Origin of the sequence: Vibrio neptunius (assembly GCF_000967495.1) — a bacterium.
GTDB classification, from domain to species: domain Bacteria; phylum Pseudomonadota; class Gammaproteobacteria; order Enterobacterales; family Vibrionaceae; genus Vibrio; species Vibrio neptunius.
Map to the genome: position 1 here is coordinate 1 of NZ_JXXU01000017.1, position 24,806 is coordinate 24,806.

The 24,806-nt window shown below is 45.5% G+C and carries 21 protein-coding genes; all 21 read right to left on the reverse strand.

Features of this window, described 5'->3' with window-relative positions:
• Positions 1-40 precede the first annotated feature (40 nt).
• Entirely contained in the window at positions 41-1,486 is a 1,446-nt protein-coding gene (gene tldD, locus TW84_RS06220; protein ID WP_045974791.1) for a metalloprotease TldD, read from the reverse strand.
• A gap of 9 nt (positions 1,487-1,495) precedes the next feature.
• Positions 1,496-2,314 (reverse strand): carbon-nitrogen hydrolase family protein, encoded by an 819-nt coding sequence (locus TW84_RS06225; protein ID WP_045974792.1) that lies wholly within the window; start codon positions 2,312-2,314, stop codon positions 1,496-1,498.
• 12 nt (positions 2,315-2,326) lie between these two features.
• Positions 2,327-6,202, reverse strand: coding sequence for a YhdP family protein (locus tag TW84_RS06230; protein WP_045974793.1), 3,876 nt, complete (start codon positions 6,200-6,202; stop codon positions 2,327-2,329).
• A 7-nt stretch (positions 6,203-6,209) separates the two neighbouring features.
• Positions 6,210-7,679: a ribonuclease G gene (gene rng, locus TW84_RS06235; protein ID WP_045974794.1), complete on the reverse strand. Its 1,470-nt coding sequence runs from the start codon at positions 7,677-7,679 to the stop codon at positions 6,210-6,212.
• A 22-nt stretch (positions 7,680-7,701) separates the two neighbouring features.
• Positions 7,702-8,262 carry a Maf family protein gene (locus tag TW84_RS06240; RefSeq protein WP_045974795.1) on the reverse strand — a complete coding sequence of 187 codons (561 nt, stop codon included), beginning with the start codon at positions 8,260-8,262 and terminating at the stop codon, positions 7,702-7,704.
• A gap of 3 nt (positions 8,263-8,265) precedes the next feature.
• The gene (gene mreD / locus TW84_RS06245) at positions 8,266-8,754 is read right to left on the reverse strand and encodes a rod shape-determining protein MreD (protein WP_045974796.1); all 489 of its coding nucleotides are present in this window, start codon (positions 8,752-8,754) and stop codon (positions 8,266-8,268) included.
• Positions 8,744-9,631: a rod shape-determining protein MreC gene (gene mreC / locus TW84_RS06250; RefSeq protein ID WP_045974797.1), complete on the reverse strand. Its 888-nt coding sequence runs from the start codon at positions 9,629-9,631 to the stop codon at positions 8,744-8,746. Before mreC ends, mreD begins: the two co-directional genes overlap by 11 nt.
• A 58-nt stretch (positions 9,632-9,689) precedes the next feature.
• A complete protein-coding gene (locus TW84_RS06255) occupies positions 9,690-10,733 on the reverse strand; it encodes a rod shape-determining protein (protein WP_004747218.1) in 1,044 nt (347 codons plus the stop codon).
• A gap of 153 nt (positions 10,734-10,886) precedes the next feature.
• Positions 10,887-14,366 carry a DUF6701 domain-containing protein gene (locus tag TW84_RS06260; protein WP_052707890.1) on the reverse strand — a complete coding sequence of 1,160 codons (3,480 nt, stop codon included), beginning with the start codon at positions 14,364-14,366 and terminating at the stop codon, positions 10,887-10,889.
• Complete coding sequence (locus TW84_RS06265) at positions 14,363-14,785, reverse strand: hypothetical protein (protein ID WP_045974798.1); 423 nt, start codon at positions 14,783-14,785, stop codon at positions 14,363-14,365. Before TW84_RS06265 ends, TW84_RS06260 begins: the two co-directional genes overlap by 4 nt.
• Positions 14,757-15,533, reverse strand: a complete 777-nt coding sequence (locus TW84_RS06270; protein WP_205622468.1) for a PilW family protein — start codon at positions 15,531-15,533, stop codon at positions 14,757-14,759. Before TW84_RS06270 ends, TW84_RS06265 begins: the two co-directional genes overlap by 29 nt.
• A complete protein-coding gene (locus TW84_RS06275) occupies positions 15,530-16,096 on the reverse strand; it encodes a prepilin-type N-terminal cleavage/methylation domain-containing protein (RefSeq protein WP_045974800.1) in 567 nt (188 codons plus the stop codon). Before TW84_RS06275 ends, TW84_RS06270 begins: the two co-directional genes overlap by 4 nt.
• A complete protein-coding gene (locus TW84_RS06280) occupies positions 16,074-16,565 on the reverse strand; it encodes a type II secretion system protein (protein ID WP_045974801.1) in 492 nt (163 codons plus the stop codon). The genes TW84_RS06275 and TW84_RS06280 overlap by 23 nt, the downstream gene beginning before the upstream one ends.
• Before the next feature lie 149 nt (positions 16,566-16,714).
• On the reverse strand, positions 16,715-17,176 hold the full coding sequence (locus TW84_RS06285) for a type II secretion system protein (RefSeq protein ID WP_045974802.1): 462 nt from the start codon (positions 17,174-17,176) through the stop codon (positions 16,715-16,717).
• Between the two features lie 34 nt (positions 17,177-17,210).
• The gene (locus tag TW84_RS06290; protein ID WP_045974803.1) at positions 17,211-17,786 is read right to left on the reverse strand and encodes a prepilin-type N-terminal cleavage/methylation domain-containing protein; all 576 of its coding nucleotides are present in this window, start codon (positions 17,784-17,786) and stop codon (positions 17,211-17,213) included.
• Positions 17,787-17,863: 77 nt separating this feature from the next.
• On the reverse strand, positions 17,864-18,325 hold the full coding sequence (locus TW84_RS06295) for a hypothetical protein (RefSeq protein ID WP_045974804.1): 462 nt from the start codon (positions 18,323-18,325) through the stop codon (positions 17,864-17,866).
• 1 nt (position 18,326) lies between these two features.
• Positions 18,327-19,550 (reverse strand): type II secretion system F family protein, encoded by a 1,224-nt coding sequence (locus tag TW84_RS06300; protein WP_045974805.1) that lies wholly within the window; start codon positions 19,548-19,550, stop codon positions 18,327-18,329.
• Between the two features lie 8 nt (positions 19,551-19,558).
• Entirely contained in the window at positions 19,559-21,283 is a 1,725-nt protein-coding gene (locus TW84_RS06305) for an MSHA fimbrial ATPase MshE (RefSeq protein WP_045974806.1), read from the reverse strand.
• Positions 21,273-22,310 carry a tetratricopeptide repeat protein gene (locus TW84_RS06310; protein WP_045974807.1) on the reverse strand — a complete coding sequence of 346 codons (1,038 nt, stop codon included), beginning with the start codon at positions 22,308-22,310 and terminating at the stop codon, positions 21,273-21,275. Before TW84_RS06310 ends, TW84_RS06305 begins: the two co-directional genes overlap by 11 nt.
• The gene (locus TW84_RS06315; RefSeq protein WP_045974808.1) at positions 22,307-23,152 is read right to left on the reverse strand and encodes an ExeA family protein; all 846 of its coding nucleotides are present in this window, start codon (positions 23,150-23,152) and stop codon (positions 22,307-22,309) included. The genes TW84_RS06310 and TW84_RS06315 overlap by 4 nt, the downstream gene beginning before the upstream one ends.
• A gap of 6 nt (positions 23,153-23,158) precedes the next feature.
• Positions 23,159-24,793: a pilus (MSHA type) biogenesis protein MshL gene (mshL, locus tag TW84_RS06320; protein WP_045974809.1), complete on the reverse strand. Its 1,635-nt coding sequence runs from the start codon at positions 24,791-24,793 to the stop codon at positions 23,159-23,161.
• Between the last annotated feature and the right edge of the window lie 13 nt (positions 24,794-24,806).

Consider the following 24,806-nt stretch of genomic DNA (forward strand, 5'->3'; position numbering starts at 1 on the left):
ATTTTAGGACGAGACAGTTATTGGGTATGTCGAGTCGCGTCTAGTCAGTGCCACCAACGGTAAGCGAATCAAGCTTCAAGGTGGGTTGCCCAACACCGACAGGTACGCTCTGACCTGCTTTGCCACACACACCGACACCTCGGTCAATACTGAGGTCATTACCAACCATAGAAACTTGCTGCATTGCTTCAATCCCCGAACCAATCAAGGTTGCTCCTTTCACAGGGCGAGTAATTTTGCCATTTTCAATCAAATAAGCCTCTGAAGCAGAAAAAACGAATTTACCCGACGTGATGTCGACCTGGCCACCACCAAAGTTTGGTGCATAAAGACCTTTCTTTACCGTAGAGATGATTTCTTCTGGCGAATGTTGCCCTGGTAGCATATAAGTGTTGGTCATTCGCGGCATAGGAAGGTGTGCGTAAGACTCACGGCGGCCGTTACCTGTAGGCGCAACCCCCATAAGATGCGCATTGTGCTTATCCTGCATGTAACCTTTCAGGACACCATTTTCAATCAAGGTGTTGTATTGGCCAGCTACCCCTTCGTCATCGATGTTAAGAGAGCCGCGTAGGTCTTTCAAAGTACCGTCATCAACAATAGTACAAAGCTCAGAGGTGACTTTCTCACCAACCTTGCCGCTAAACACCGAAGATTCCTTACGGTTAAAATCCCCTTCCAACCCGTGGCCTACGGCCTCATGAAGCAGGACACCAGGCCAACCTGAACCTAATACAACCGGCATCGCGCCCGCGGGAGCAGCTTCAGCTTCAAGGTTAACTAGCGCCATACGAATCGCTTCATCAGCGTAGCGATAGGCTACTTTTATACCCTGCTCTTCAGTCAAAAAGAAGTCATAACCAAATCGTCCACCACCACCAGCACTGCCTCGCTCACGGCGTTCACCACGCTGAGCCAGTACACTGATAGACAAACGTACTAAAGGGCGAATATCTCCAGCATAGGTACCATCTGTTGCAGCAACTAGCATTTGCTCATGTACACCACTCAGGCTTACAGACACCTCTGTAATCAAAGGCTCCTTGGTACGGATGTAGGCATCCAGCTCTTTTAGCAATTGCGTTTTTTGCTCTTTTTGCCAGCTTTCAAGTGGATTCTCAGCAGCGTAAACTTGTTGATTATCACTACGCTTGAACGCCTGAATTTGAATATTTTGACCTTGTTGCGCAATACCACGAGCGGCCATGGCACTTTGTTTCAAACCTTCAAGCTGAATTTGATCTGAGTAAGCAAAACCGGTTTTCTCACCCGCGACCGCTCGTACACCGACACCACAGTCAATGTTAAACGAACCATCTTTGATAATACTATCTTCCAGAACCAGTGATTCATGCCAGCTCGACTGAAAATAGATATCAGCATAGTCAATCTGACGGCTAGCAATGCTGGCTAAAGTCTTTGCAATGTCCTTCTCGGTTAGACCTGCCGAGTTTAGCAATGCGTCTTCTACTTGGTTTATTGTCATACTTTGCTCTTAAACATGTAATTGGTTTTGGAACCGAGTGTGGTTGAGAGTAGGCATCGCCTTACGGATTTCAGATACTCGTTTTAAGTCAATATCGACCAACAGATTCTGCGGTTCACTATTGAGTTTGGCGACCACTTCTCCCCATGGAGAGATTACCATAGAGTGTCCCCAAGTTTCTCGACCACAAGGATGAACTCCAGTTTGATTGGCCGCGATAACCCAACTTTGCGTTTCTATTGCTCTTGCCCTTAGTAACGGTTCCCAATGCGCTTTGCCTGTAACAGCCGTAAATGCGGCAGGGACCAGCATCACATTTGCACCCCGCTTCGCCAGTTCACTATACAGCTGTGGAAAACGAACATCATAGCAGATTGTTAAGCCCAAATGAGCGATAGGCGTATCGACTGACACAATTTGCACACCTGGCTTGAACGTTTCGGATTCTCGATAACGCTGATGAGAGTCGGCAACATCGACATCAAACATATGCAGCTTATCATAGTGTGCAATGAGCTCTCCTTGAGGACTGAAGACCAATGAGGTCGTGGTCACATCATTCTCACAACGAATTGGCATGCTTCCTATGACTAGAAATACACCATGGCGTTTCGCTACCATAGCCAGATCCGTTTGAATCATTCCCTCATTTAATGGCTCCGCTATTGTGTGGTAATCGGTACGATGGCCAAACACTAAGCTATTTTCCGGCGTGATCACCAACTGAGCGCCAGCGGCGGCTAACTTGGCAACTTGCTGTTGAATGTAAGCCAGATTTTCCTGTTCATCTGGCCCCGATGTCATTTGAATCAGTCCCACTCTTTCCATGAGCGCTCCTTATTATTCAATTTTTCCGCGTAACGTTTCTGGCAACTTAAACTCGCCTTTACTCCGTGATAGCTCTTTAACGACAGGCGCATCCAATGGCCCTTTCACTTCATAATTGACTTGAGTAAAGACCTCTACAACTGGTGAAATAACCGTGGTAATAGCAAGCACATATAGTGCCGTTTGCGGTGTCACTGCAAACGCGGTCAGTACAGGAATACCCGACGTAATATCAGGAACAAAGTTCACCTCTGCGTCCACAGTACGTGAGTTAAGGTTAGCCAACCCTTTGATTGTCATCTCACCCGCCACCGCATCCATCTTTATATCATTGGTAAGGAAGATACCATTTTTAATCTCACCGCTACCTTTAATCGAATTAAAGGCCATACCGTTGTCAAAGACATCGCTAAAGTCGAGCTGCATTTTTCGAATGATAGAATCTAAGCTAAACAGACCAAGCAGGCGTGCTGCCCCACTGACATCTGATATTTGACCTTTACCTAGCTTGGTCGAAACATGCCCTTGCAATGTGTTTACCCTCATCGACCAAGGGGAGCCATCCCACTCGACTTTAGAGTCTATCTCAAACGGTGCCTGTTGAATGCCTGAAGTAATTCCAAAACGTTCCATTACATCACTATTGTTGTCACCAGACATCTTGATATTGAACTTAGTATGACTCATGTCCTCCGTAAGCAGCCACGAACCATTCATATCCACCTTGTTCGCACCACTTTGAAAAGAGAGCTTTTTCCACTCGATTCGCTCGCCTTGACGTTGGAGGTCTAGATGCGTTTGTCCGACTTTATAACCTTGCAACCAGAAATCATCGATTGTCAGTGTTATGTTGGGAACTTGCTCATGGAAAGCACGTTCAAAATGACTGATTAGCTCTTTCTGATCTTTCCCCGCTTCAAACAAGGTCTTGTCTTTGTATTCGGCATCTAAAGCGGGAATGTATACATGTAACCTGTCGAGCGCTACGGAGAGATCATAAGGTTCAATGTAGCTCGCCTCACCTGCGGCCTCCTGACTCTCAAGACTCATATGCCAGCCAAGGTTTTTACGTTTGGCAATAAAGTCGACATCATTCCATTCGATACCCGCTAGGGTCAGCTCCCCCACATCCAATTCAACTCGATTGGGTATTGGTACCTCCGGCGTGTTCACCTCATTAAGAGCCGCCTCACTCGATATTGATGTAGAAGGAGAAAGCAGATCCGCCCACTGTTCAAGATCAAACTTGTCTGTGCGTATTTGAACCTGATGTCCGGCCACTGGGCTAATTTTAAAACTGCCTTTGCCTAAAATCAGATTTGTCGCTTTTAAAACAGGTGTATCAGGCCGAATATCAATTTCTGCTTGATACTTCAAATTAGGTAACTGCAAGCGAGCAGTAATGCTTTCCTGATTGCCAGATGCCTGCATACTGGCTTTCCCCAGTTGAGATAAGTCTTTATTCAGGGGATAAGGGTACTGACTGCTCACCATCTTAAGATCCGCACTGGTATCAAGTTGGTAAGTAAATCCAACATCATTAAGCTGAATGTCCACTCCCATACTCCACGGAGCATGCCCCTTTAAAGGCCCAATCCAGCGCTCACCGACATAAGGTGTTAGCGGTTTCAAATCCCAGTCACCGACAACATCAATATTAACGTTGTAACCTTGACCGGCATTCTCACCAGCAAAATCAATAGCAACGGGCTGCTTCAATAATTGCGCTGACAAGCCGGCTGCGCTGACGACATCATTATCAAACTCGATTCGGCCAGATACGTTCTCCAGTTTCAGCGGTGGGGTTTCGATAGTGACCTGATTTTCATCCAGTTCAGCGTACCCCCAAGCACGAGCTTCCTCATCAGAACTAAACGGTATATTCAGTTGGAAACTGGATGCTACTTTGCCATCAACCTGTACCGCTGTTAACGCAGCTCCCACAGAATCAACCAATGGTGAGGACGTCATGTAGTCACGAACAGCATTACCCTGCGCGACTGCACTCGCTTCAATTTCAATATGTCCGCCCGGTGCTAACTCAGGTATACGGCCAGTAATTCGAGTCGCACTTACGTCCATTAACCTTGCATTACGTGAGTTAAGGTACATTGCATCATTTTGGAACAGTAAATCTAACTCCAAATCCGTGATGGCAGGCCAAGCGGTATCAAAACTGAACTTCGCTTGTTTCAGGCCTACCCAAGCCTGGAACATGCCATCATTCTTATGGTATGGAAAATCACCTAGTTCACCATACCAGAGCAATTTAGCGGTATTTACTTTCCCGGCTTGAATAGCTGTAGAAAGATAATCGGTTAAGTCTCTTCCGAGCGCTAAAGCGGGCAAATAGCGCCACGTTTCACCTGCATTATACAAATCGGCTTCCGCATAGAAGGACAAAAAAGGGCTTTTATCATTCGGAAAATCGAGCTTGAACGAACCGAGCACCTGAAGATCAGGTGTTGCCGCCGTTACTTTATCTGCCCACAAACTCCACCCATTTTTGTGATTCTGCCACACCATATCGACTTGGCCTTGCTTAATGTTCAATGGTGCCTGAAACACTTCGCCATAAGGTAATAGGTCATCAATTAAAGTCACACTTGCTCTAGCCTGATGGATATCACCTGATATTGTCGCGGCAAGATGACGGACACCGGGCAATAACTCCCATTGTTTCATTGAACCATCAGTCAGCTGCGCAGAATAGTGGAGCGAGTTTATTTCTTCACCGTGCATTGAAATTCGTATATCTTCCACTACACCGCCAAGGTCTAAAGTTTCTAGGAGCTGGGTAGTTTGCTTCGACTCTGGTGCCAACTTAACCAATGGGGAAATGGCTTTAAGGTCAAGCTGAGAGATATTAAGTAGCCAGTCTTCAGGTTGCCACTGATAAGCAATATCCAACTCAGGCCATGGCTGGCCATCCGTTTCTAGGGAAAGTGAGTGAGCATTCACTTGCCAACCTTCACCTTTAGGCTCAAGTTGTAATATACCCGACTCAATCAGCAGTTCATGTTTACGCCCCTCTTTCCATGTCAGCTCAGAAGGTTCGAATTCAACATATGCATTGGTTGGTTTGTTGTGTCGCAGAGTAACCCAGCTGTTTAAACTCACCTGACCTTTTTCAATACCCGTTTCAGATTTAAGGTATTTTGTCAGCCAAGGTGTGACCAAAACGTTGTCGACTGCCAGATAGAACTCACCGCTAACTTCAGCCAAAGAACCATGGTCAATAAAGTTGGCTTTAACCTGAACAGAATTAAGGTTACTGTGAGCAATGCTGACCTCACCGTCTGCTATATGGCGCCGACCTTTGTTTTGCCAGAACAATTTCGCTATGTCGAGTTCACGCTTTGAGCCATCAACTCCCTGCAACAAAATTTCAGAATCCACTAACGAAAAGCTATCTAATTGACGTAACAGTAGCTGATCCAACTGCTGTACAACACTCTTCTGCTCACCTTGCGGCTGCATCGCCGTTTTTTGCCCAGATTGCACCCATTCTATGGAGCTGATGTCCAACTTCAGGTTATGAATGCTCAAATCAGCAATTACTGGACGCCGATCAAGCAATGATTGAATGAGGTCAAATTCAACTTCGACTGTTTGTGCCGAAAAATGAATACCGCTGCTTTCAGGCGTATTCGCACGCACATTCTGCAGTGATATAGAAGGGTGAGTGTTTCGCCAGAACCCACTGATCTTATCGATTTCGAAATCAAGTTCTGATCCTCTATTGACCCAGCTCTGGATGGCACTTTGGAAGTGATTGAGCTGGGGCAAAGTAATACGCAATGAGGTGATGACAATAGCTAAGGTGACCATCACAGTCACCAAGAGCCATATGAATACTTGGGTGAAACGTCTAACAGTGGTGTTCACGAAAATCCTACATCATGACAACGTCAAATTGCTCTTGAATATAAAGAGGCTCTGCCTGAACCTTGACCTGTTTGCCAATAAAGACTTCCAGCTCTGCTAGTGCGTGCGATTCATCGCCTTGTAGTGCATCCGCAACGAAAGGAGAAGCATAAACCACAAACTTGTCTGCTTCATACGCCCGATTCACTCGGGTGATTTCACGAAGAATCTCATAACAAACCGATTCAACCGTTTTTACACTTCCCCGCCCCTCACAGGTTGGACAAGTAGAACATAGAATGTGTTCAATACTTTCTCGTGTGCGTTTACGCGTCATTTCGACCAACCCTAGCTGTGTAAAACCATTAATGTTGGTTTTCACTCGATCCTTATCGAGAGCAGCCTCCAAAGAAGTGAGTACACGCTTACGGTGTTCCTCTGACAGCATGTCGATGAAATCGATAATAATAATACCACCAAGGTTACGCAGTCTGAGCTGACGAGCAATCGCCTGCGTCGCCTCAACATTGGTATTAAAAATCGTTTCTTCGAGATTACGGCGCCCCACAAAAGCACCGGTGTTAATGTCAACCGTCGTCATTGCTTCTGTTTGATCAATAATCAGATAACCACCAGATTTGAGCTCAACTTTACGCTCCAGAGAACGCTGAATCTCATTCTCGGTATCATACATGTCGAAAATGGGTTTATCGCCATTATACAGTTCGAGCTTTTCCGTCAATTCAGGAACATATTCAGATGTAAACTCTTTGAGATTTTCAAACTCCAAACGAGAATCAACCAGTATCTTAGTCAATTCTGTACCGACAAAATCTCGGAGGATACGTTGAGATAATCCAAGCTCACCATAAAGCGTAGAGCGGGTTTTGTACTTGGTGCGACGTTCATTCACCTTAGACCAGAGGCGCTTAAGAAATGCAGCATCCTGAGATAGCTCAGAGTCATGAGCTCCTTCTGCAGCAGTGCGAATGATAAAGCCGCCGTCTTCATCGCAGTAATGACCGACCACTTTTTTGAGGCGGTTGCGCTCATCTTCACTCTCAATACGCTGTGATACGCCTACGTGGCTAGCACCGGGCATAAATACCAAATAACGAGAAGGTAGAGTAATGTCCGTTGTTAAACGAGCACCTTTAGTACCCAATGGATCTTTCACCACCTGAACAACAATATCTTGCCCTTGCCGAACTAACTCGGAAATATCTCTGACCTGAAACTGCTGTTTCTCATTTTCAGCCACACATTCAGTATGAGGAACGATATCAGAAGCATGAAGGAAGGCGGCTTTATCGAGGCCAATATCAACAAAAGCGGCTTGCATCCCCGGTAAGACACGACTCACCTTACCTTTGTATATATTACCGACTATTCCGCGCTTTGCTTCACGTTCAACATGAATCTCTTGTAGGGTTCCCCCTTCAATCATGGCCACACGAGTTTCACTCGGGGTCACGTTGATTAGCAACTCTGCACTCATCGGCGCACCTCAGTATTTTAAATTATAAGAATTTGTGCAAGAGCTGGTCTGTTTCGAATAATGGCAGCCCCACCACAGCATGATAACTGCCTTCAATACGCGTAACGAAACGTCCGCCAATCCCTTGGATCCCATAGCTACCAGCCTTATCGCATGGTTCACCAGTATGCCAGTATTGCTCTATTTCATTTTCGGTCAAAGGTTTAAACCAAACGTCTGTAGTCACCACTATAGTCTCTTGTTGTTCTATGGTTGCAACGGTCACTGCCGTCATTACCTGATGAGCACGATCTGAAAGTCGCATCAACATCTGTTTAGCCTGCTCCAAACTCTCTGGTTTTTCCAGAACCGTACCATCGCAGACCACGATCGTGTCTGAACCAAGCACGACGGAATCACTCTCAGCCGCTACGCCAGCCATCGCTTTATCTAAAGAAAGGCGTGATACATACTGAACGGGCGTCTCTTGAGCGGCCTGCGTTTCTTCAACATCGGTGCGAATGACTGTAAATGAATAACCCAGTTGTGACAGCAATTCTTTCCGTCTCGGAGAGCCTGATGCTAACACCAGTTTTTTCATCATTAATTACCTTATATGCCAGTGTCGTCTTACTCTACGCATCAATAGGAATAGCCATGGCCAGAGAATACAGTTGATTAATCCGCTCCAAAGTGACAGCAGATTAAACGTTATGTCCTGTATCAAATACTCACCCGAAAAGATCAAGACGTCGAGAATCATGGAAAGCACTCCAATCAGCATCGCTTGCTGCCAAAGTGCCATATTGCGTAGGACTAGGAAATTAAGTGCGACGAGGTACACCACAATTGACATCATCATACCGCGGATACCTAATGTTGAACCCAACAGTAAGTCCCACAACAGACCGAGCACCAAAGCTGTGCCAACGTTAACTCGATGAGGTAATGCAAGTACCCAGTAACAAATCACCAGAAACAACCAAGACGGTCGCAATAAATCCAATACACCAGGCCATGGAATCGTCTGCAGTGTTAAGGCAATTAAAAACGAGAAGACAATGACCATCTTGCCTTTGAATACACTATTTGCCATTACCTGTTACCTCTTGCATATTGTCCGGTAATGCCTGTTGGATTTTGTTCTGACGTGAGTCATTTGGCCAGATCAACAATAGATAGCGTAGACGTTCAAAGTCTACTACTGGTTCCGCTTCAATAGCGGCAAACTCTCGTGCCGTATCACGCAGCACATCGACGACATGAGCGACAGGATACCCCTCTGGATACACGCCTCCTAACCCAGAAGTCACCAATAAATCACCTTCCTGAATATCTAGGCTAATCGGGATGTGATCTAAGTTAATTCGGTCAATTTTGCTATTACCTGACGCAATAACTCGAATATCGTTACGTATCACCTGAACTGGAATTGCGCTCTGGCTATCAGTCAGTAATAACACTCTGCTATTGTGCGCTGATACAAATGTCACCTGACCAACAATGCCTTTTTCGTTCGCTACGGGTTGACCGACATAAACACCATCTATCTGGCCTTTGTCGATGACAACCTGTTGGCGATAGGGGGACGTATCCACAGCCATTACTTCAGTGACGACCTTACGCTCATCCCGCACAAACGAAGAGCCCAGTAACTTTCGAAGACGCTGGTTTTCTTCACGGTACTGATCCAAAAGCAGCATGTCGTTTTTAAGACGCAAAATTTCGCGCTTAAGCTGGTGATTGCTCTCCATAAAGTCTTTGCGAATGTTGAACCGTTCATAAGCCCCGTCAAACATAGTACGAGGAACATCAGCGAGATACTGAATAGGGGCAACTACGCTGTTGAGCAAGTAGCGTACCTGTGCAAATGCGCCTAAACGACTATCAGCCAGCATAAGGCTGGCTGATATAATGACTGCGAAAAACAGGCGTAGCTGAAGTGAAGGTCCTCGGCCAAAAATAGGCTTCATTGAATATGAGTTCCTTAATCGAATCGAAGCAGCCTAGCGATATACTAGGCAAACCCGATTATTCTTCACTGAATAGATCGCCACCGTGCATGTCGATCATTTCTAGAGCTTTACCGCCACCACGAGCTACACAAGTCAGTGGATCTTCAGCAATAACGACTGGAATGCCTGTTTCTTCAGTGAGAAGGCGATCGAGATCTTTAAGTAACGCACCGCCACCGGTCAGAACCATACCATTTTCTGAAATATCAGACGCAAGTTCTGGTGGACACTGCTCCAAGGCGACCATCACAGCAGACACGATCCCAGTCAGAGGCTCTTGTAGAGCTTCGAGAATTTCATTTGAATTCAGGCTAAAGCTTCGTGGCACACCTTCAGCAAGGTTACGGCCACGCACTTCAATTTCTTCAACTTCATCACCTGGGTATGCTGAACCAATCTCGTGTTTGATTTTCTCTGCTGTCGCTTCACCGATCAAGCTACCGTAGTTACGACGAACGTAGTTGATAATGGCCTCATCAAAACGGTCACCACCAATGCGTACTGACGAGGAGTAAACCACGCCGTTTAAAGAGATCACCGCTACTTCTGTAGTACCGCCACCGATGTCAACAACCATAGAGCCAGTAGGCTCTGAAACTCGCAGGCCAGCACCAATTGCAGCCGCCATTGGTTCATCAATCAAATAGACCTCACGTGCGCCTGCTCCCAGTGCAGACTCACGAATGGCACGACGTTCAACCTGAGTAGAACCACAAGGGACACATACCAAAACACGAGGGCTTGGTTTCAGTACACTATTATCATGAACTTGCTTAATAAAGTGTTGCAGCATTTTTTCGGTTACATAGAAGTCTGCAATTACGCCGTCTTTCATAGGACGAATTGCAGAGATGTTACCTGGAGTACGACCCAGCATTTGCTTAGCAGCATGACCAACAGCAGCAACACTTTTTCCTGCTCTGTTACGGTCCTGACGGATAGCGACTACTGAAGGCTCGTCTAGAACAATACCCTGTCCCTTGACGTAGATAAGAGTGTTGGCAGTACCTAAATCGATTGATAGATCATTAGAAAATATGCCACGAAGTTTTTTGAACATATTCTTCGCTCGTCCTGAAAGAATTAGAAGATAGAAAATTGCACTAAATGTACCAATGCCTTGCCTTATCAGCAAGGCATTGAACTATAAACATGGACTGAAACCCGCAATTTCTAACAGATTCCTAACGAAAGTCGAAAAATCTCGTTGTCTCTAATTCTGCTCGTTCCACCAAATGACTCGATCACTCCCTCGGTATAGACCAAATTGTGTCAGTCCTGAAGTGACATCATCCAGACTACCATCGCCATTTTCATCATATTTTAGCCAAGGAAATAACAAATCCACATTGAGAGAGGTTGTGATCGTTCCAGTGCTACCAGATCCGGGAGGAGTAAACTCTACCCAAGACTCTCCACCGCTGGCTATCGCAGAAGTAAGCGAAGCATTAACCTCCGGCTGAGTAGGACTACCGTTAGTCACAACCGTATAGTTCCCCGATGTAAATACAAAGTTACCAATACCTCCAAAGCTGGTACATGAGTCATCGGTATTGGTGTCAAAGCGATCACTTTGATAATATTGCACTTCCAGTCGCTGCCTCAGCGTTGCAATCTCAGAACCATAAGTGTCGTTGATAACCAGCCTCCCCCAGCGTAGGGCCATAGTGCCATCTACATCATCAAAATTAATACCTTGGCAATTACCTGAGTCGTTAGACTTTAAGCAAACACCATCGGAATCAGTCACGTCACTCGCAGTTAATACCAATTGAAAGCTAGCAGTAAAAGGATTGATGGGGGTGGTTTCCTTGGAGTAATAAATCATTTCATTTTCCAGCACCATAGTATTACCAGTCGTTGGTGTTCTGGTCACACTAGATGAGGTAGTAGTGTCGATAGTCATCGTTAAACTATTATCCGAGAGGTAGTTACGACTTCCCCAATTATTGCTGTAACGCCACCAGTCACCGATAACATAGTTACCAACCGTCGTGCCATCAACGGCTTTAGGATTTAGTGTCAGTTCAGGGCTAGTCGAATAACCAAAAGATTGGCCAATGTAGCTAAACTTCGGGGATTGAGAGCAAGCACCCTGCAGTACTGGCGTATTCAAAATATCAGTAGACGTTGTTGGAAGTTCGAAATACGCAGGAATAAAACGCCCTATATTCCCAGTGGTGCCAGCGGTAATACTCTTAGCCGTACTTCCATAAAATGAGTTTGGTGGCGTCACAGTAAAACTAAACACCCCAACTTCAGAGACCGACTGCGTCACGCTATTGGTACCATTCAAAATAGGAGTATGGCTATAAGAGGTGGTACTGATACTGCCTGCGGTGCCTGTTGAGGGCTGAACCAAACTATGACTGATGGCAATGTTGCTATGTTTGTAGTTAGGTGTCACTTGGTCATCCTGATTGTAAGCGGTCACCTTAAGATTAAAGCTTTCCCCTGCTTTGGCGAAAATACTACAACTGATATCGGCACTACTGCAGACTCCCGTGCCACCAGACGTGTTTTCAGCCGTTATGGTCAGGTATTTAGGGAAACTCACGAAATTCTCTGCACCTCTAAGCTCTAAGCCTAATTCATCTCCAGTTCCGACATATTTCGCATTTAACTGTAAATGACCTGCATCATCATAATTGAGATTGAATTTCGTTTGACCGTTACTATCAAACGCTAAATTATAATTCGTCGCCCCTAACTCACTGGTACCAAGATCCGTATCACTCCCCGTCACATCAACAGATACTTTAGGGCTTCCGACCAAATCTGCTCCTGGGTCTAAATATTGATTCCAAAGGGCGACACTCTTTGTCACTCCCCCAAAGCCGACATCACATTTAGTATTGCTGTCTCCCTGCTTGACAGCACTAAGCGTTACTTCAACGGATTCAGCAGCATACTTGTCTGACATATCGATAACAAAACCACTATCAGAAAAGACTAAATCACAGTTCTGGTCACTCCAGCTACCACTACCAATTTGGCATAAATTAGTGGAGAAAGGACGAGCTGGAGGGTTTGATCCCATCACATCTAACTTGATGCTGCCTGAGGAATGTTTCCGTATATAAAAGGTCTCAGAACCACCAGTAATGGTTTGCGTTATTCCCCCTTCCCAGCCTCCTCCTCCAGAAACGACGGAAGGAGATAAGGTAATGCTGACAGGATCGGTGTATAACTCTGTACAATTATCATTCTTACATGCCTTAATTGTGACTTCTGATTTGTTACATGTAATCCCTTGCCCAGTATGGGTAATACGAAAATGATCGATTTGATCTTCTATTGGTCGTGATTTAAGTGCACAGACTTGAAAATTATCAATCTCGTGGATGTTGGTCACACTACCTGTCGAGCCGGTAATAGAAAGCAAGAAATCATCTGGGACTGCTGCTTGGTTATATTGGCTATCCAAAACATTAATTGGGCCGACAATTGACTGCCAACTACCGTTACCAATCTTACGGGAAATTTCCACCTGCGATTCATTGGTGATCCGAGAATCCACCACAATCTTATAACGATGTACCGCCCCAGAATTATTGTTATCCACAGTTGGCGACAAACAGTTCCCATTCTGGTTTGTCTGGCCATTGTTACACGCGCCAGCTAGATAACGATAGCCCGTTTCATCAACGCCAGAACCACGCAATGCTACCGACTGGCGTCTCCGCCCTGGGTCACTACCCTGCCCGCCTTCATTGGAGAAGTTACCATATTCATCAATACCTACGCCGAGCCAACCACCAGCAAATCCGGGCTCATTAGGTTTAAATCCATAACCTAAAGGCCCACCAAATGCGCCTGCTCTTGGAGTAACCAGTGCGTCTGAAAGCACAACACCAATACCATCCGCCCCTGAACCATTGTAGGCAAAATGATCAAACTCTATTTCAACCAAGTTATCCTTAGCTGGGAATAGACGCTGATAAGTCGACGACGTCGCTTGATCTTGTACCGCTTGAGTAAAACGCAATCGACTGCTGATAATTCCAGGTTGAAAAGAACCACTACTAGTAGATGTCACCCACAGGTCGGAAAGTGAACCCGAATTGAAATCATCGCTAAAACACTCCAAAGAAACACTTGAGTTGTCACACATACCGATAAGATCAGCGTTTTTTACCACATCGGGATCAACCGTTACCGTACTATTACCCGTTGTTACTAGCGCGCCTCCAGCAGCAAGAGCACCTGATACTTGTGCATTACCAGCCACCTGAACGCTTCCCGCAACGTAAACAATGCCATTGATTTTGTTCTGACCGGCAAGCTGTAAGCTACCTGCAACATAAATAAACAAATCTTCCGGATCACCATCAAGGTTTAACTCAGCATTTGTCAGTTGGAGAGAATCAAAATACAAACGAGTCGTTGAACCATTGGTGCTGAGTTCAGCCCTATTTTGGAATCGACCAGAGTTGTAACTGTAATCGCCAGGTGTAAAGTTACTCGTTCTTAATGTAACGCCTTGCCAACAAAGATTACTCCCCCGAAAACGAAAACAGTCAAGATTACCAAGTTTGTTATTAATGACGTCCGGTGGAGGAATTAACCCATTAACGGAATGATTTCCAGAGGGAGGATCAGTAAAGATGTCTGTGCATTGAGGTACAGCATAAGCGTACATTGGTATCATTAGACCAATCACGAAAAAAACAGTGCTCCTCATCATGTTCATTGTCTGACTCCTACCTCAATGACTCTTTGCAGTTGCCACCCTCCCACTTGGCACAATCCTGTTGAAACCAATTGAAACACCTCAACATTATTATCCAGTCTGCCCAAAGAGGTACATGTCACCGAGGCCGAACACTGAGATAAACCAGTCCCCGAAAAACGAATCGTTTGCGCGGCTCCCACCTGACAGCTGCCATCAGTATCAGTCTGATAGAAACGGCTGATTTCTATCTGTGCCGCAGAACGTGCCGCCATTTCTGCTCTTGTACCAATAACTGATGCAATCAGTTGATCACTACTACGCTCTTGGTTTCGATTGGCGATGGCTGCCATAAACCCCACCACTACAACAATGATGAAGATAACCAGCAGCAATCCGCTCCCGTTTTGACTACGGCGTGTTGTAGATAAGCGCATCATGATCAAACCTAACCTGCTCTCCATTACCGACGAAGGTCAGCTCCATTTTAACTAGGCCATTACGTTGCAACTGGGGATCAGCAACAACAAAGTTGACCTGATTAAGATTTCCAGCAACCCTAACTCCAGTACCTAATAATGCAGGCGTTAAAGTCGCTCTATCTAGAGCATAGTTGGAATACCTCAATAGCTCAGTGCCAACCAAGCAAAATGCGACGGGATCACGGTAGAAATACAAACGATCCGCAGGGCTCAATGTCGTAAAACCGGAGCTCACTGTCAGGTCAACATCCACCATAGACGTCATTGCGCCACTAACAGCGAAATCGACAGTGGTACTAACTTGAGCGGTTTGGCCAGAACCATCCACATCTTCTCTCAGTTCAGCACTATCGGTTGGATACACCACTACACGCTCGCCCGCGGCAATACTTTTAACCACTGGAAGCACTCTGATTGACGAAGAGGCCGATAAAGCCGTAGGAAGATCCATATATATGGCACTGTTCGTAATTGGCAGAATTTCAATACAGTTATTCGCTACCACAACACTATTTGGAATCGCTTCGCGAATCTCTCGACGTAGCCTTTCAGTAGCAAAGCGCCCTTGCTGAATTAAAGCTTCACGATTAGATGAATCTGAGTAAAGTACCAATGACTGACGCACCACTTCACCGACAAACAGCCCAACAATACCTAACAAAGTGATGGAAATAACCATTTCAATCAGAGTAAAACCACGCATCAAAAATTCCCTTTTGTCGCTGAAAATGGATAAGTATTCCCCTGACGGTCAGTAATTGTGACGTTAATTCGCTTATAATGTGTCCTGGTGAGAGATTCTGCGCCTTGCATGGTGCCACCGATATCTTGCTCGTAGAAGACAAGAATGGCGACGTTATAGCCTTGATACTCGCCACTAATATCAACACCCAGCACATCTTGAACGGCACCGCTCAGGCCATCAAAGTCGTCAACATCATTGTATAAGGTTTTATTTACCTCTCCTGATTCTGGACCAAGGCTGCCAGTTTCAGTACAAAGAACTCGATCGGTAGTAACAACGAGAACACATTCGGGTAAACCACCATTTGGCCCAGAATTGTGATCAAAATTACGGCCCAACACCTCATCCAACACCGCGCGGCCTAACTCCGCCGCTTTAACCGATGAAACCTGCTCAGCACTTTGTTTACCTTTAGGAAACAGCGCAATCGATACACCACTGATCGCGATGCCAATAATCACGATAACGATCACCATTTCCAATAACGAAAAACCGTTATGTCTAGCAGCTTGTCGAGTTCGCAAAAATCCCCCCTTCTGAATTAACACAAATAAATCGACGAGTACCAGACTGCCCTTGAATAGTAATGGTGCAAGAAGCTGCAGAGCACTGAGATGGACGTCCTAGACTATCAAAATCAATAAAGTTACCTGAGCTGATTGTTAATGCCACACCGTCTTCGTTAGCGTCAACAAAACTACTGTCGCTGGTGTTGGTGGGAAACGTCGTTGTACACGCACCCGACACGATGGACGCCGCCATATCAATCGCTTGATTTCCATTGATAATCCAACGCCCGCATAAACTACTACGATTCATCGCTCTCAGCTGAGTTAAGCGCAGTGACGATAAAACGGCTTCTTCCATTAATTGTGCATCAAAACTGCTTTTACCCACGTAACGACTGGCAGCATAGACTGAAACCACGGCAAGCAGCACAATAACCATAATAAGCTCAATTAACGTAAAGCCTCGACAAGGCTTAGCATTCATAAATTACCTAAGTAGTTAATTTTTCTTGTTTGATTATAAGTTAGAAAAACCATTAATGAGGGTGTTCTAGGTAGGTTTTGAGAGGAAATGAGAAATTAATCAGATGTCGAAGAAAAGAAAGGCCAGCGTTGCTGGCCTTTCTTTAATAATTAGTTACAACCACCTGTAGCTACGGTTGTCGAAGCCGCACTCGCAACAGCAGTCCCTGTGGCCTGCGTGTAAGTAACAGCACATGTTGCATCGGTAGAGCCACTGAAGCCATAGGTAATACTAGTATTTGCAACACTTGTCACAACGCTCCAATCACTATCAAGGCCGACAACTGCCGCTCCGATACCACCAGTTGTCGCCAGCGGGTAACCATAAATTGTCAAAACGCCTTCCACTGCGGTCCCAGCAGCAGCGCTCGCCGTTTCTTGGCCATCAATAACAGCTTTGCCATACACAATGCCAGCAGCACCATCAATGGCACCTTTAAGGCCTTGTAAAGATGCTTCTCGTGCATCTCCTTGTAGGTTAAGAAAACGAGGTGCTGCAGTGACTGCCAGAATACCGAGAATAACAATCACCACTACTAATTCGATTAGGGTGAAACCGCCTTGTTTTTTCATAGTCTCTATCTCTCTATGCTAAAGATCCGCAGTTTTACTGCAATGTCACGGTCACACGACCAGTTTTAATCTCATAAACAAACTGATGACCCGAGCTACCTTCTTTCTGAATATAGGTACAAGTATCGTTTGAATCATCAGCTTGTGCTGAATACTTTACATTAGAATTCGTATTCGAGTTTGTAACAGTGTCCACCTTAGGTGGGTTTTGCAGCAAGCTTTCCATTAAATCTATACACATTTGATCCGTGAGGCTGGTTGGAAAACTGACATTGTCTGTGTTCAAACCGTAGGGGTAACCATCGCGAAAGCCAGTGTCAGCATTGCTGCTATTTTTTGAGCGAGTCAGCCAGAAGTCGACACCGTCATAATCAACACGATTGTATGATTCAGAGCTTATTGTCAACGATGGACGAGCCTCCGCTTCCCATTGTGCGCGAGCTGAAAGCACTCCCGTAGCAAAGCCTCCAGCAACCCCCTCTACACTGGCTTTCTTTGCTTCGTCAGTCACATCTAAAAAGCGAGGTAAAGCGGCAACCGCCAGTAACCCGACAACGACAATGACAACGACAAGCTCAACTAACGAAAAACCAAACTGCCTATTATGCATAACTACAAACTCGCTATTTAGTACAACGTATTATACGAGATATCTACGATATAACCATCACAAATATGTCAATAAAATCAAGTTGATGAAAAGCCGACACTCACAGTAAACGTATTATCCACCAGTTGTATATGAATCGATTTACCCTGAGTATAAACATAGTCACATTGGTAATTATTTAATTCAGAGCGATTAACTACCTTGAGTGGCATTGAATCCAAAATGCTCAACTTCGGGTATAATAGTGAAAGCCAAGCCATACACTGCTTATTCTTTTCAGACATTTTGGGCAATACCCAACCTGTCTCAGAAAATACCAAGCTTTGATTTTCCACAATCAAACTTTCTCGCTGCCCTTTCAACATCCATTGCTGTTTGTAAAAGCTCGCTCTTTCAATTATCCGCTTACTGGCCAGTAAAAAGGCAGCATCATCAACATCCTGCTCTAATTTTTCCAACACCAAAACAAAGCTGAGCAATAAAATAATAATAGTCGACAACCAGACGACTAACCTTGAGCGTTGTATACCACCCGCCATATTAACCTTGAATAGCGTCTAGCATGCCCCACATTGGCAGGAATATGCCAAGTGCAAGAATTAATACCATACCCGCTACTATGACTAATAATATAGGCTCTATTCTTGCTGTCAGCGTTTTCAAGTCATAGTCCACTTCACGATCATAAAAATCCGCTGCTTCAAGCAAAAGCTCATCAATTCGTCCGGTTTCTTCTCCAACGGATAGCATCTGCAGCACCAACGGCGTAAACACCTGACTATTACTCGCTGTGGTTGAGATAGTTCCCCCTGCTTCAATGGACGACTTCATCTCTAAAAGACGGTTTTCTAGATATTTATTTTCTAAAGCTTCTGCAGAGAGTGCCAGTGACTGGTTTAGAGGAACACCCGCTTTGAGCATCAGTGCAAAAGTACGAGAAAATCGCGATAGCTGAGCACGATTCACTAAATCACCAATGATTGGCATGCGTAAGCGAAATTTGTCCCACTTTTCCTCGCCAGTTGCCGTTCTTACCCATGCCTTAAAAGCAAATATCAGACTGACAATCCCCGCCAGCATAAAAGCCCAATAGTTGACAAAGAAGTCAGATGTCGCGATCAGAATTCGGGTGGGCAGGGGCAGATCAACGCCAAAGCGAGCAAACATACTGGCAAACTGTGGAATCACCTTAACATTGAGAACAAACAGCGCGACGAGAATAAAACTGATCACAAACGTGGGATAACGCATCGCTGTTTTGATACGTTTACGCGTTTCCACCTCCTGCTCATAATAATTAGCCAGCTGCATAAGAGCCTGATCCAGTCGGCCTGTATTTTCGCCAACATTGATCATGGAAACAAACAGCGGACTAAACACTTTAGAATGCATTTGCATTGATGATGACAAGCTGCGTCCATTGGTCAGCTCTTGCGTCACTTCTTCTAGTGCCTGTTTCAACTGCTTATTAGCACTGTTTTGGGTTAACCCCTTCATTGAACGTAATAAAGGGACACCCGCCTTTGTCAAGCTATAGAGTTGACGACAAAAAATAACCAGCACTTCCAGAGGAATCGACGGCTTAAATAGAGCTCCGAAATCCGCGCTAAACGAACTCCCACCACTTCTACCCTGTATGATAGCGGTAGGAATAACGCCTTTGTTGAGCAAAGACTCTGCAGCTGCTTCTTCATTTGGGGCTTCTACCTGCCCAGTCGCAGTTGTACCGTCTATGTTGCGTCCCTGATAACTAAATACTGGCATGGCTCATCCTATAGATAGATGGCTTCAACAGACCCAGACGCATCACCTTCGCCGAGGTTCATAACTTCATCTAGGCTCACTACCCCCTGCAATGCAAGCTCCATTGCCGACGCAAGCAAAGGTTTATAACTGTCAGACTGGCGGGCAACGGCTGAAAAACCCACTGCGTCATTAGCTCTAAGCTTATCCATCATCTCCTGTTCGAGTTCGAGCATCTCAAAAACACCAATCCGGCCTTGGTAACCGGTAAGATTACAGTTTTGGCATCCATGCCCTTTAACAAAATCAGCATGTTCTTGATTAGGGAAACGCTGCGCTAACCACTGTTTGCGAGCATCTTCAACAACATCTTGAGTTTTACAATCTGGGCAAACTTTACGCACTAAACGCTGAGCCACTACCGCACGAACGGCGCTTGCCACTAAGTAACCAGGAGCGCCCATATCCATCATTCTTAGCGCGCTATCCACTGCATCATTAGTATGTAAAGTACTTAAAACCAAATGCCCCGTTAACGCAGCACGCAAACCAATCTCCACTGTTTCTTGATCACGCATCTCACCAACAAGAATGATATCAGGATCTTGACGGAGAAAGGTTCGTAGAATCGTTGAGAAATCGAGATCAATTTTAGAATTTACCTGAACTTGGTTCACGCGTGGTAGACGATATTCAACAGGGTCTTCTGCGGTAATGATCTTCTTGCCGGGTTCGTTGAGTTCACTTAACGCCCCATATAACGTGGTGGTTTTACCAGAACCTGTTGGTCCAGTAACTAATATCATACCGTGTGGTCGACGAAGTTGACGCCGCAGACGTACTAGTAAATGGTCTGGTATCCCTGAGTATTCGAGCTTTCTCACTCCTGTCGATTGATTGAGAAGACGCATTACCACAGATTCACCATGCTGGACTGGCATCGTCGACATACGTATATCAACCGACTGACCTTTGGCCCTAATGTTAAAACGGCCATCTTGCGGTAGACGCTTTTCAGATATATCCAGATTCGCCATCAACTTCAGACGCAGAACTAAAGCGGGAGCAACATTAACCTCGTTGAGCAAGGTCTCATGCAGCACACCATCAATACGCTGGCGCAAGCGCAATACATTGGCATCCGGCTCAATATGAATATCTGAAGCTCCAACCTGAATGGCATCTTCAAACAAGGAATTGATCAGCTTCACAACCGTGACTTCGTCACTGTCTTCATCCTCAATGCTGAAATCAAACGTTTCATTCACTTGATGCTCAGCTTGAAGTTGCTCAGCAAAAGAAGCAATTTCTTTGGTACGTCGATAGTAACGGTCAAATCCATCAACCAGTTGTTTTTCAGCAGCAATGACAAATTCAATACTGTAATTAGGGAGTTGCCCAAGCAAAGCTTCCTGAGCAAAGAGATCCGCCGGGTCACTCATCGCAACTCGAAGCGTATTTCCCTGACGCCCAATAACCAACGTTCTCAAACGGCGGGCATGCACCTCTGGGAGGAGCTGCACGGCATCGGCATCTATATTCGCTCGACTAAGATCAATAAGGGGAACATCAAGCTGTTGGGATAAAAAGGTCAACATTTGATGCTCAGTTAAAAAACCGAGTTCAATCAGGGTCGCCCCTAGTTTTCGGCCTGTACTCTTCTGAGAAGCGAGTGCCTCCTCTACCTGAGAATCAGTAATGATGCCTTCTTCAACCAGTAGGTCCCCAAGACGTTTCCTAAGCTTAATTTGCATCCGGTTGCCCTTCTAAACGACTAATAAGCGACAAACGGTCACGAATAAACTGTTTTGACTGGTTCGATAACCCGAGTTTCGTTAAAGCTTGCTGATATGCTTCTTCGGCTTTAAGTAAGTTCAACGCCCTCTCTTGCTGGATACCCAAACCTAACCACCATCGACCACTATCAGGGTCCATTGACACTAGACTTTGATAACTACTCAGAGCAATGTCATCTTGCTTAGATTTTTGAGCCAGTGCTGCTCGCAGGGATAAATACTCTACCGAAGCCTTCTGCGGTAAGTGCACCAAAGCCGTTAACGCCGCCTCGTTTTGCTGCTCTTTCATCAGTAACTTAGCCAAAGATATCCTTAGTGTACTGTCTTCTCTATCGAGCTGAATGCCTTTGCTTAATATATCGACCGCTTTCCTAGATTCTCCTTTGCCGTAGTAAAGCGCTGAAAGCTTTTGTCGGACCTTAACACTAGCTGGCGCGTAACGAAGCGCCTCCTGATAATGGCTCAACGCTTCGTTGAGATTACTATTGTCGAGAGCTTTTTTAGCTCGAATCTCCGCTTTTTCTGCAAGTTGAGCCGAAGAAAGCTCTACTTGGTGGACCACAACCTCCCCTTTTTCGACTTTAGCCGGAGGCGTTGCAGTCGCAGCTACTTTGAGTATCTTCGGTTGTGGCAAAAGGTTCGAATTGTTATTGGTCAAATTTGATGGCGGTGGATTGTTTTTCTTATCAGACTTGTGCTGAGGTAGATAAATAGCATTGCTGCTGACTGACGATTTCGATGTAGGCGAAACAACAGGCTCAACCGTTTTATCAACACTAACTGCCGCCAGAGGCTGAGACTCGGAAATAGGCGCTTGAGTAGAGAGCGCCCACCCCCCGACAGCCAAGCTTAAACCAAAGCTGCCAACGACCCAAGGCAGGACCTTAAGCTGGCTAACAGGTTTCACGTTCGCCTTGACGATCTGCTCTGGCTGATTGGAATGATTATTGGCTAGTTCAGAAAGCGCATTGTTGATGGCACTCATGGAAAACTCCAACCCCAAATTTGCGGGCATTTAAATTTTGGTTTGCAGCTGTCATACGTATCATGGATAGCGTTAAACAACTGTCGGTTGCTGACCTTGTATTCACTCTGGCTACACGCTAGGACCAAGCACTTATGACAAATTTGATTGATCAACCTTGGAATGCCCCGACTGGCTTTCCAGATCGCTTTTTTCTGACTGAGTGTAAACAGTTCAAGCTTGCCACCAGACTTTTCGATCCGATTATCTATGTAAGCTACCACCTCAGAAACAGACAGTGTTCTTAATTTCGCACTGAATGTAATGCGTTGTCGAAGTTGACGCAGGTGATGCTGTTCAAGCCGTTCATCCAACTCAGGTTGGCCTATTAGTACAATCTGCATCAGTTTGTGGTACTCCGTCTCCAAATTGCCAAACAAGCGTAGCACTTCCAGCGCTTCATCACTCAAGGCCTGAGCTTCATCAACAAACAGCACCACTTGAGATCCACTTCTTGCTAGCTCTATAAGCTTAGCTTGTATATCATCGACGAGAGTCGTGGTATCGGTAACACGTACTTCAAGCTCTGTCGCAATCGCTCTCCTCAGTTCATTACCACTTAGCGCGGGGTTAGGCAGATAAACCAGCTGTACTGTCTGACCTAGCTGATTGACTAGGATTCGGCAGACCATGGTTTTTCCGGTACCGACTTCTCCGGTTACCTTAATTAAACCTTCTCCCATTTCTATCGCAGACTGAACCGTTTGAATCGCCTCATAATGAGGATCCAACCCCAAGAACAACTCGGTGTTCGGGGTTAAATTAAACGGAAACTGAGTTAAACCAAAATGCTCCAAATACATAGTCGCTTACTGCTCATCAGGAAACCATTCCTGAAGTAAATCCCTCGACCGTTCAATTTCTTTCTGCCACGTATTTACGCCCACAACTGTTGGTTTGAGCAAGATCACTAACTCGGTCTTCTCTGTATACTGTGTGGTATTTCGGAACAGATGTCCTAACGCAGGGACATCGCCTAAAAATGGAACTTTAGAGGTTCGATCAAGAGTGTTTGACTTCATAAGCCCTCCAATCACCACGACATCGCCATCTTGGGCACGAATAACCGAGTCTGATTCACGAATAGAGCTGGTAGCCAAAGGTAAAGAGACTGTGCCTGAGGAGCCAGTGTTGATATTTTTTGTTTCTTCCGTCACATCAATCACGGCAGGATGGACATGTAAAAGTACACTGCCATCATTGTCTATTTGTGGAGTCACATCGAGGGAAATACCTGAAAAGAATGGGGTCAGTTCGATATCTGTACTGGTTGTCGATGTTGTGCTGCTTGAATCAATATTGGTCGAAAAATCCGTGACAAAATAGCTGTCCGTACCGACTTTTATTACCGCCTTTTGATTGTTGGAAGCCGTAACGCGGGGGCTAGAAAGAACATTCAGATCACCTTGCGTTGCCATAAAACTGATGACCGCATCAAAACTACCGCTAGAAATGACTAAGTTCGCCTGCCCACCCAACAAAGAACCTACCGTATCTAAACCGGGTAATGTGGCTGGCGTACCAGTGGTCACTGGAGTTCCTTGGCCTATGGTGTAATTGGTCCCATTCGAAGTGAACGCCTTCGACCAATCAATACCTTGTTGGTAACCATCACTCAAAGTGACTTCAAGAATTTTAGCTTCGAGAATAACCTGTCGGTGTAACCGCTTTTGAGATTCACCAATAAAGTTTCTCACTTCTCTAATTTCATCCGGATACGCTCGAATCGTAATCACACCAGCTTGAGGCGTTATGACGACACTTTGCCCCTGACCCGAACCCACTAACTGGCTTACGGCCTGCTCAAGTTGAGGCCAGAAGTCACTCTCGCTGGTGGTTTCGATTTCAGTACCACCTTTGGACGAGCTGGTATTGGAACTCCCCGTACTTGACGTATCTGAACTGGAAGAAGACGAACTTGAAGAACTGTTGGTTACAGTACCCGTCGTGATAGAAGTCAATGAACGGCCATTACGCTTGAATTGCAGATAATCAACCGGAATAGTCACTGTTCTCAAACCTGCTGGGTAGATCTGTATTACCTTTCCCACTTTTTCAATTTGATAGCCATACAGATCCTGAACAACAGACAACACCTCGTCTAAAGTAACGTCCGTCAAGTTAACCGTAATAGTGCCCGACACATCAGGATGTAAAGCGACACTGAATTCCGTTCCCTTTACTAAACTGGCAAAAAAAGCGTTGGCATCAACATCATTTGCTTGAATTCGAAAGCGTTTCACCGTCTCTGACGCAATCAAGCCTGAACCATCCAACTCAGGCATCAGGTCAGCTTCTACAGAGGGTGGCAACTCATCTAAGCCATGACTGCCTGATTGGCTCAACGCTTCATTGAGAGCGTCTTTTGCCTCCACAGGTGGACGATGCCCCATAGAGCAGCCAATTAATGACGCAACTGTAAAGACTACAACAAGTTTACGCATACGCTTCCAATAA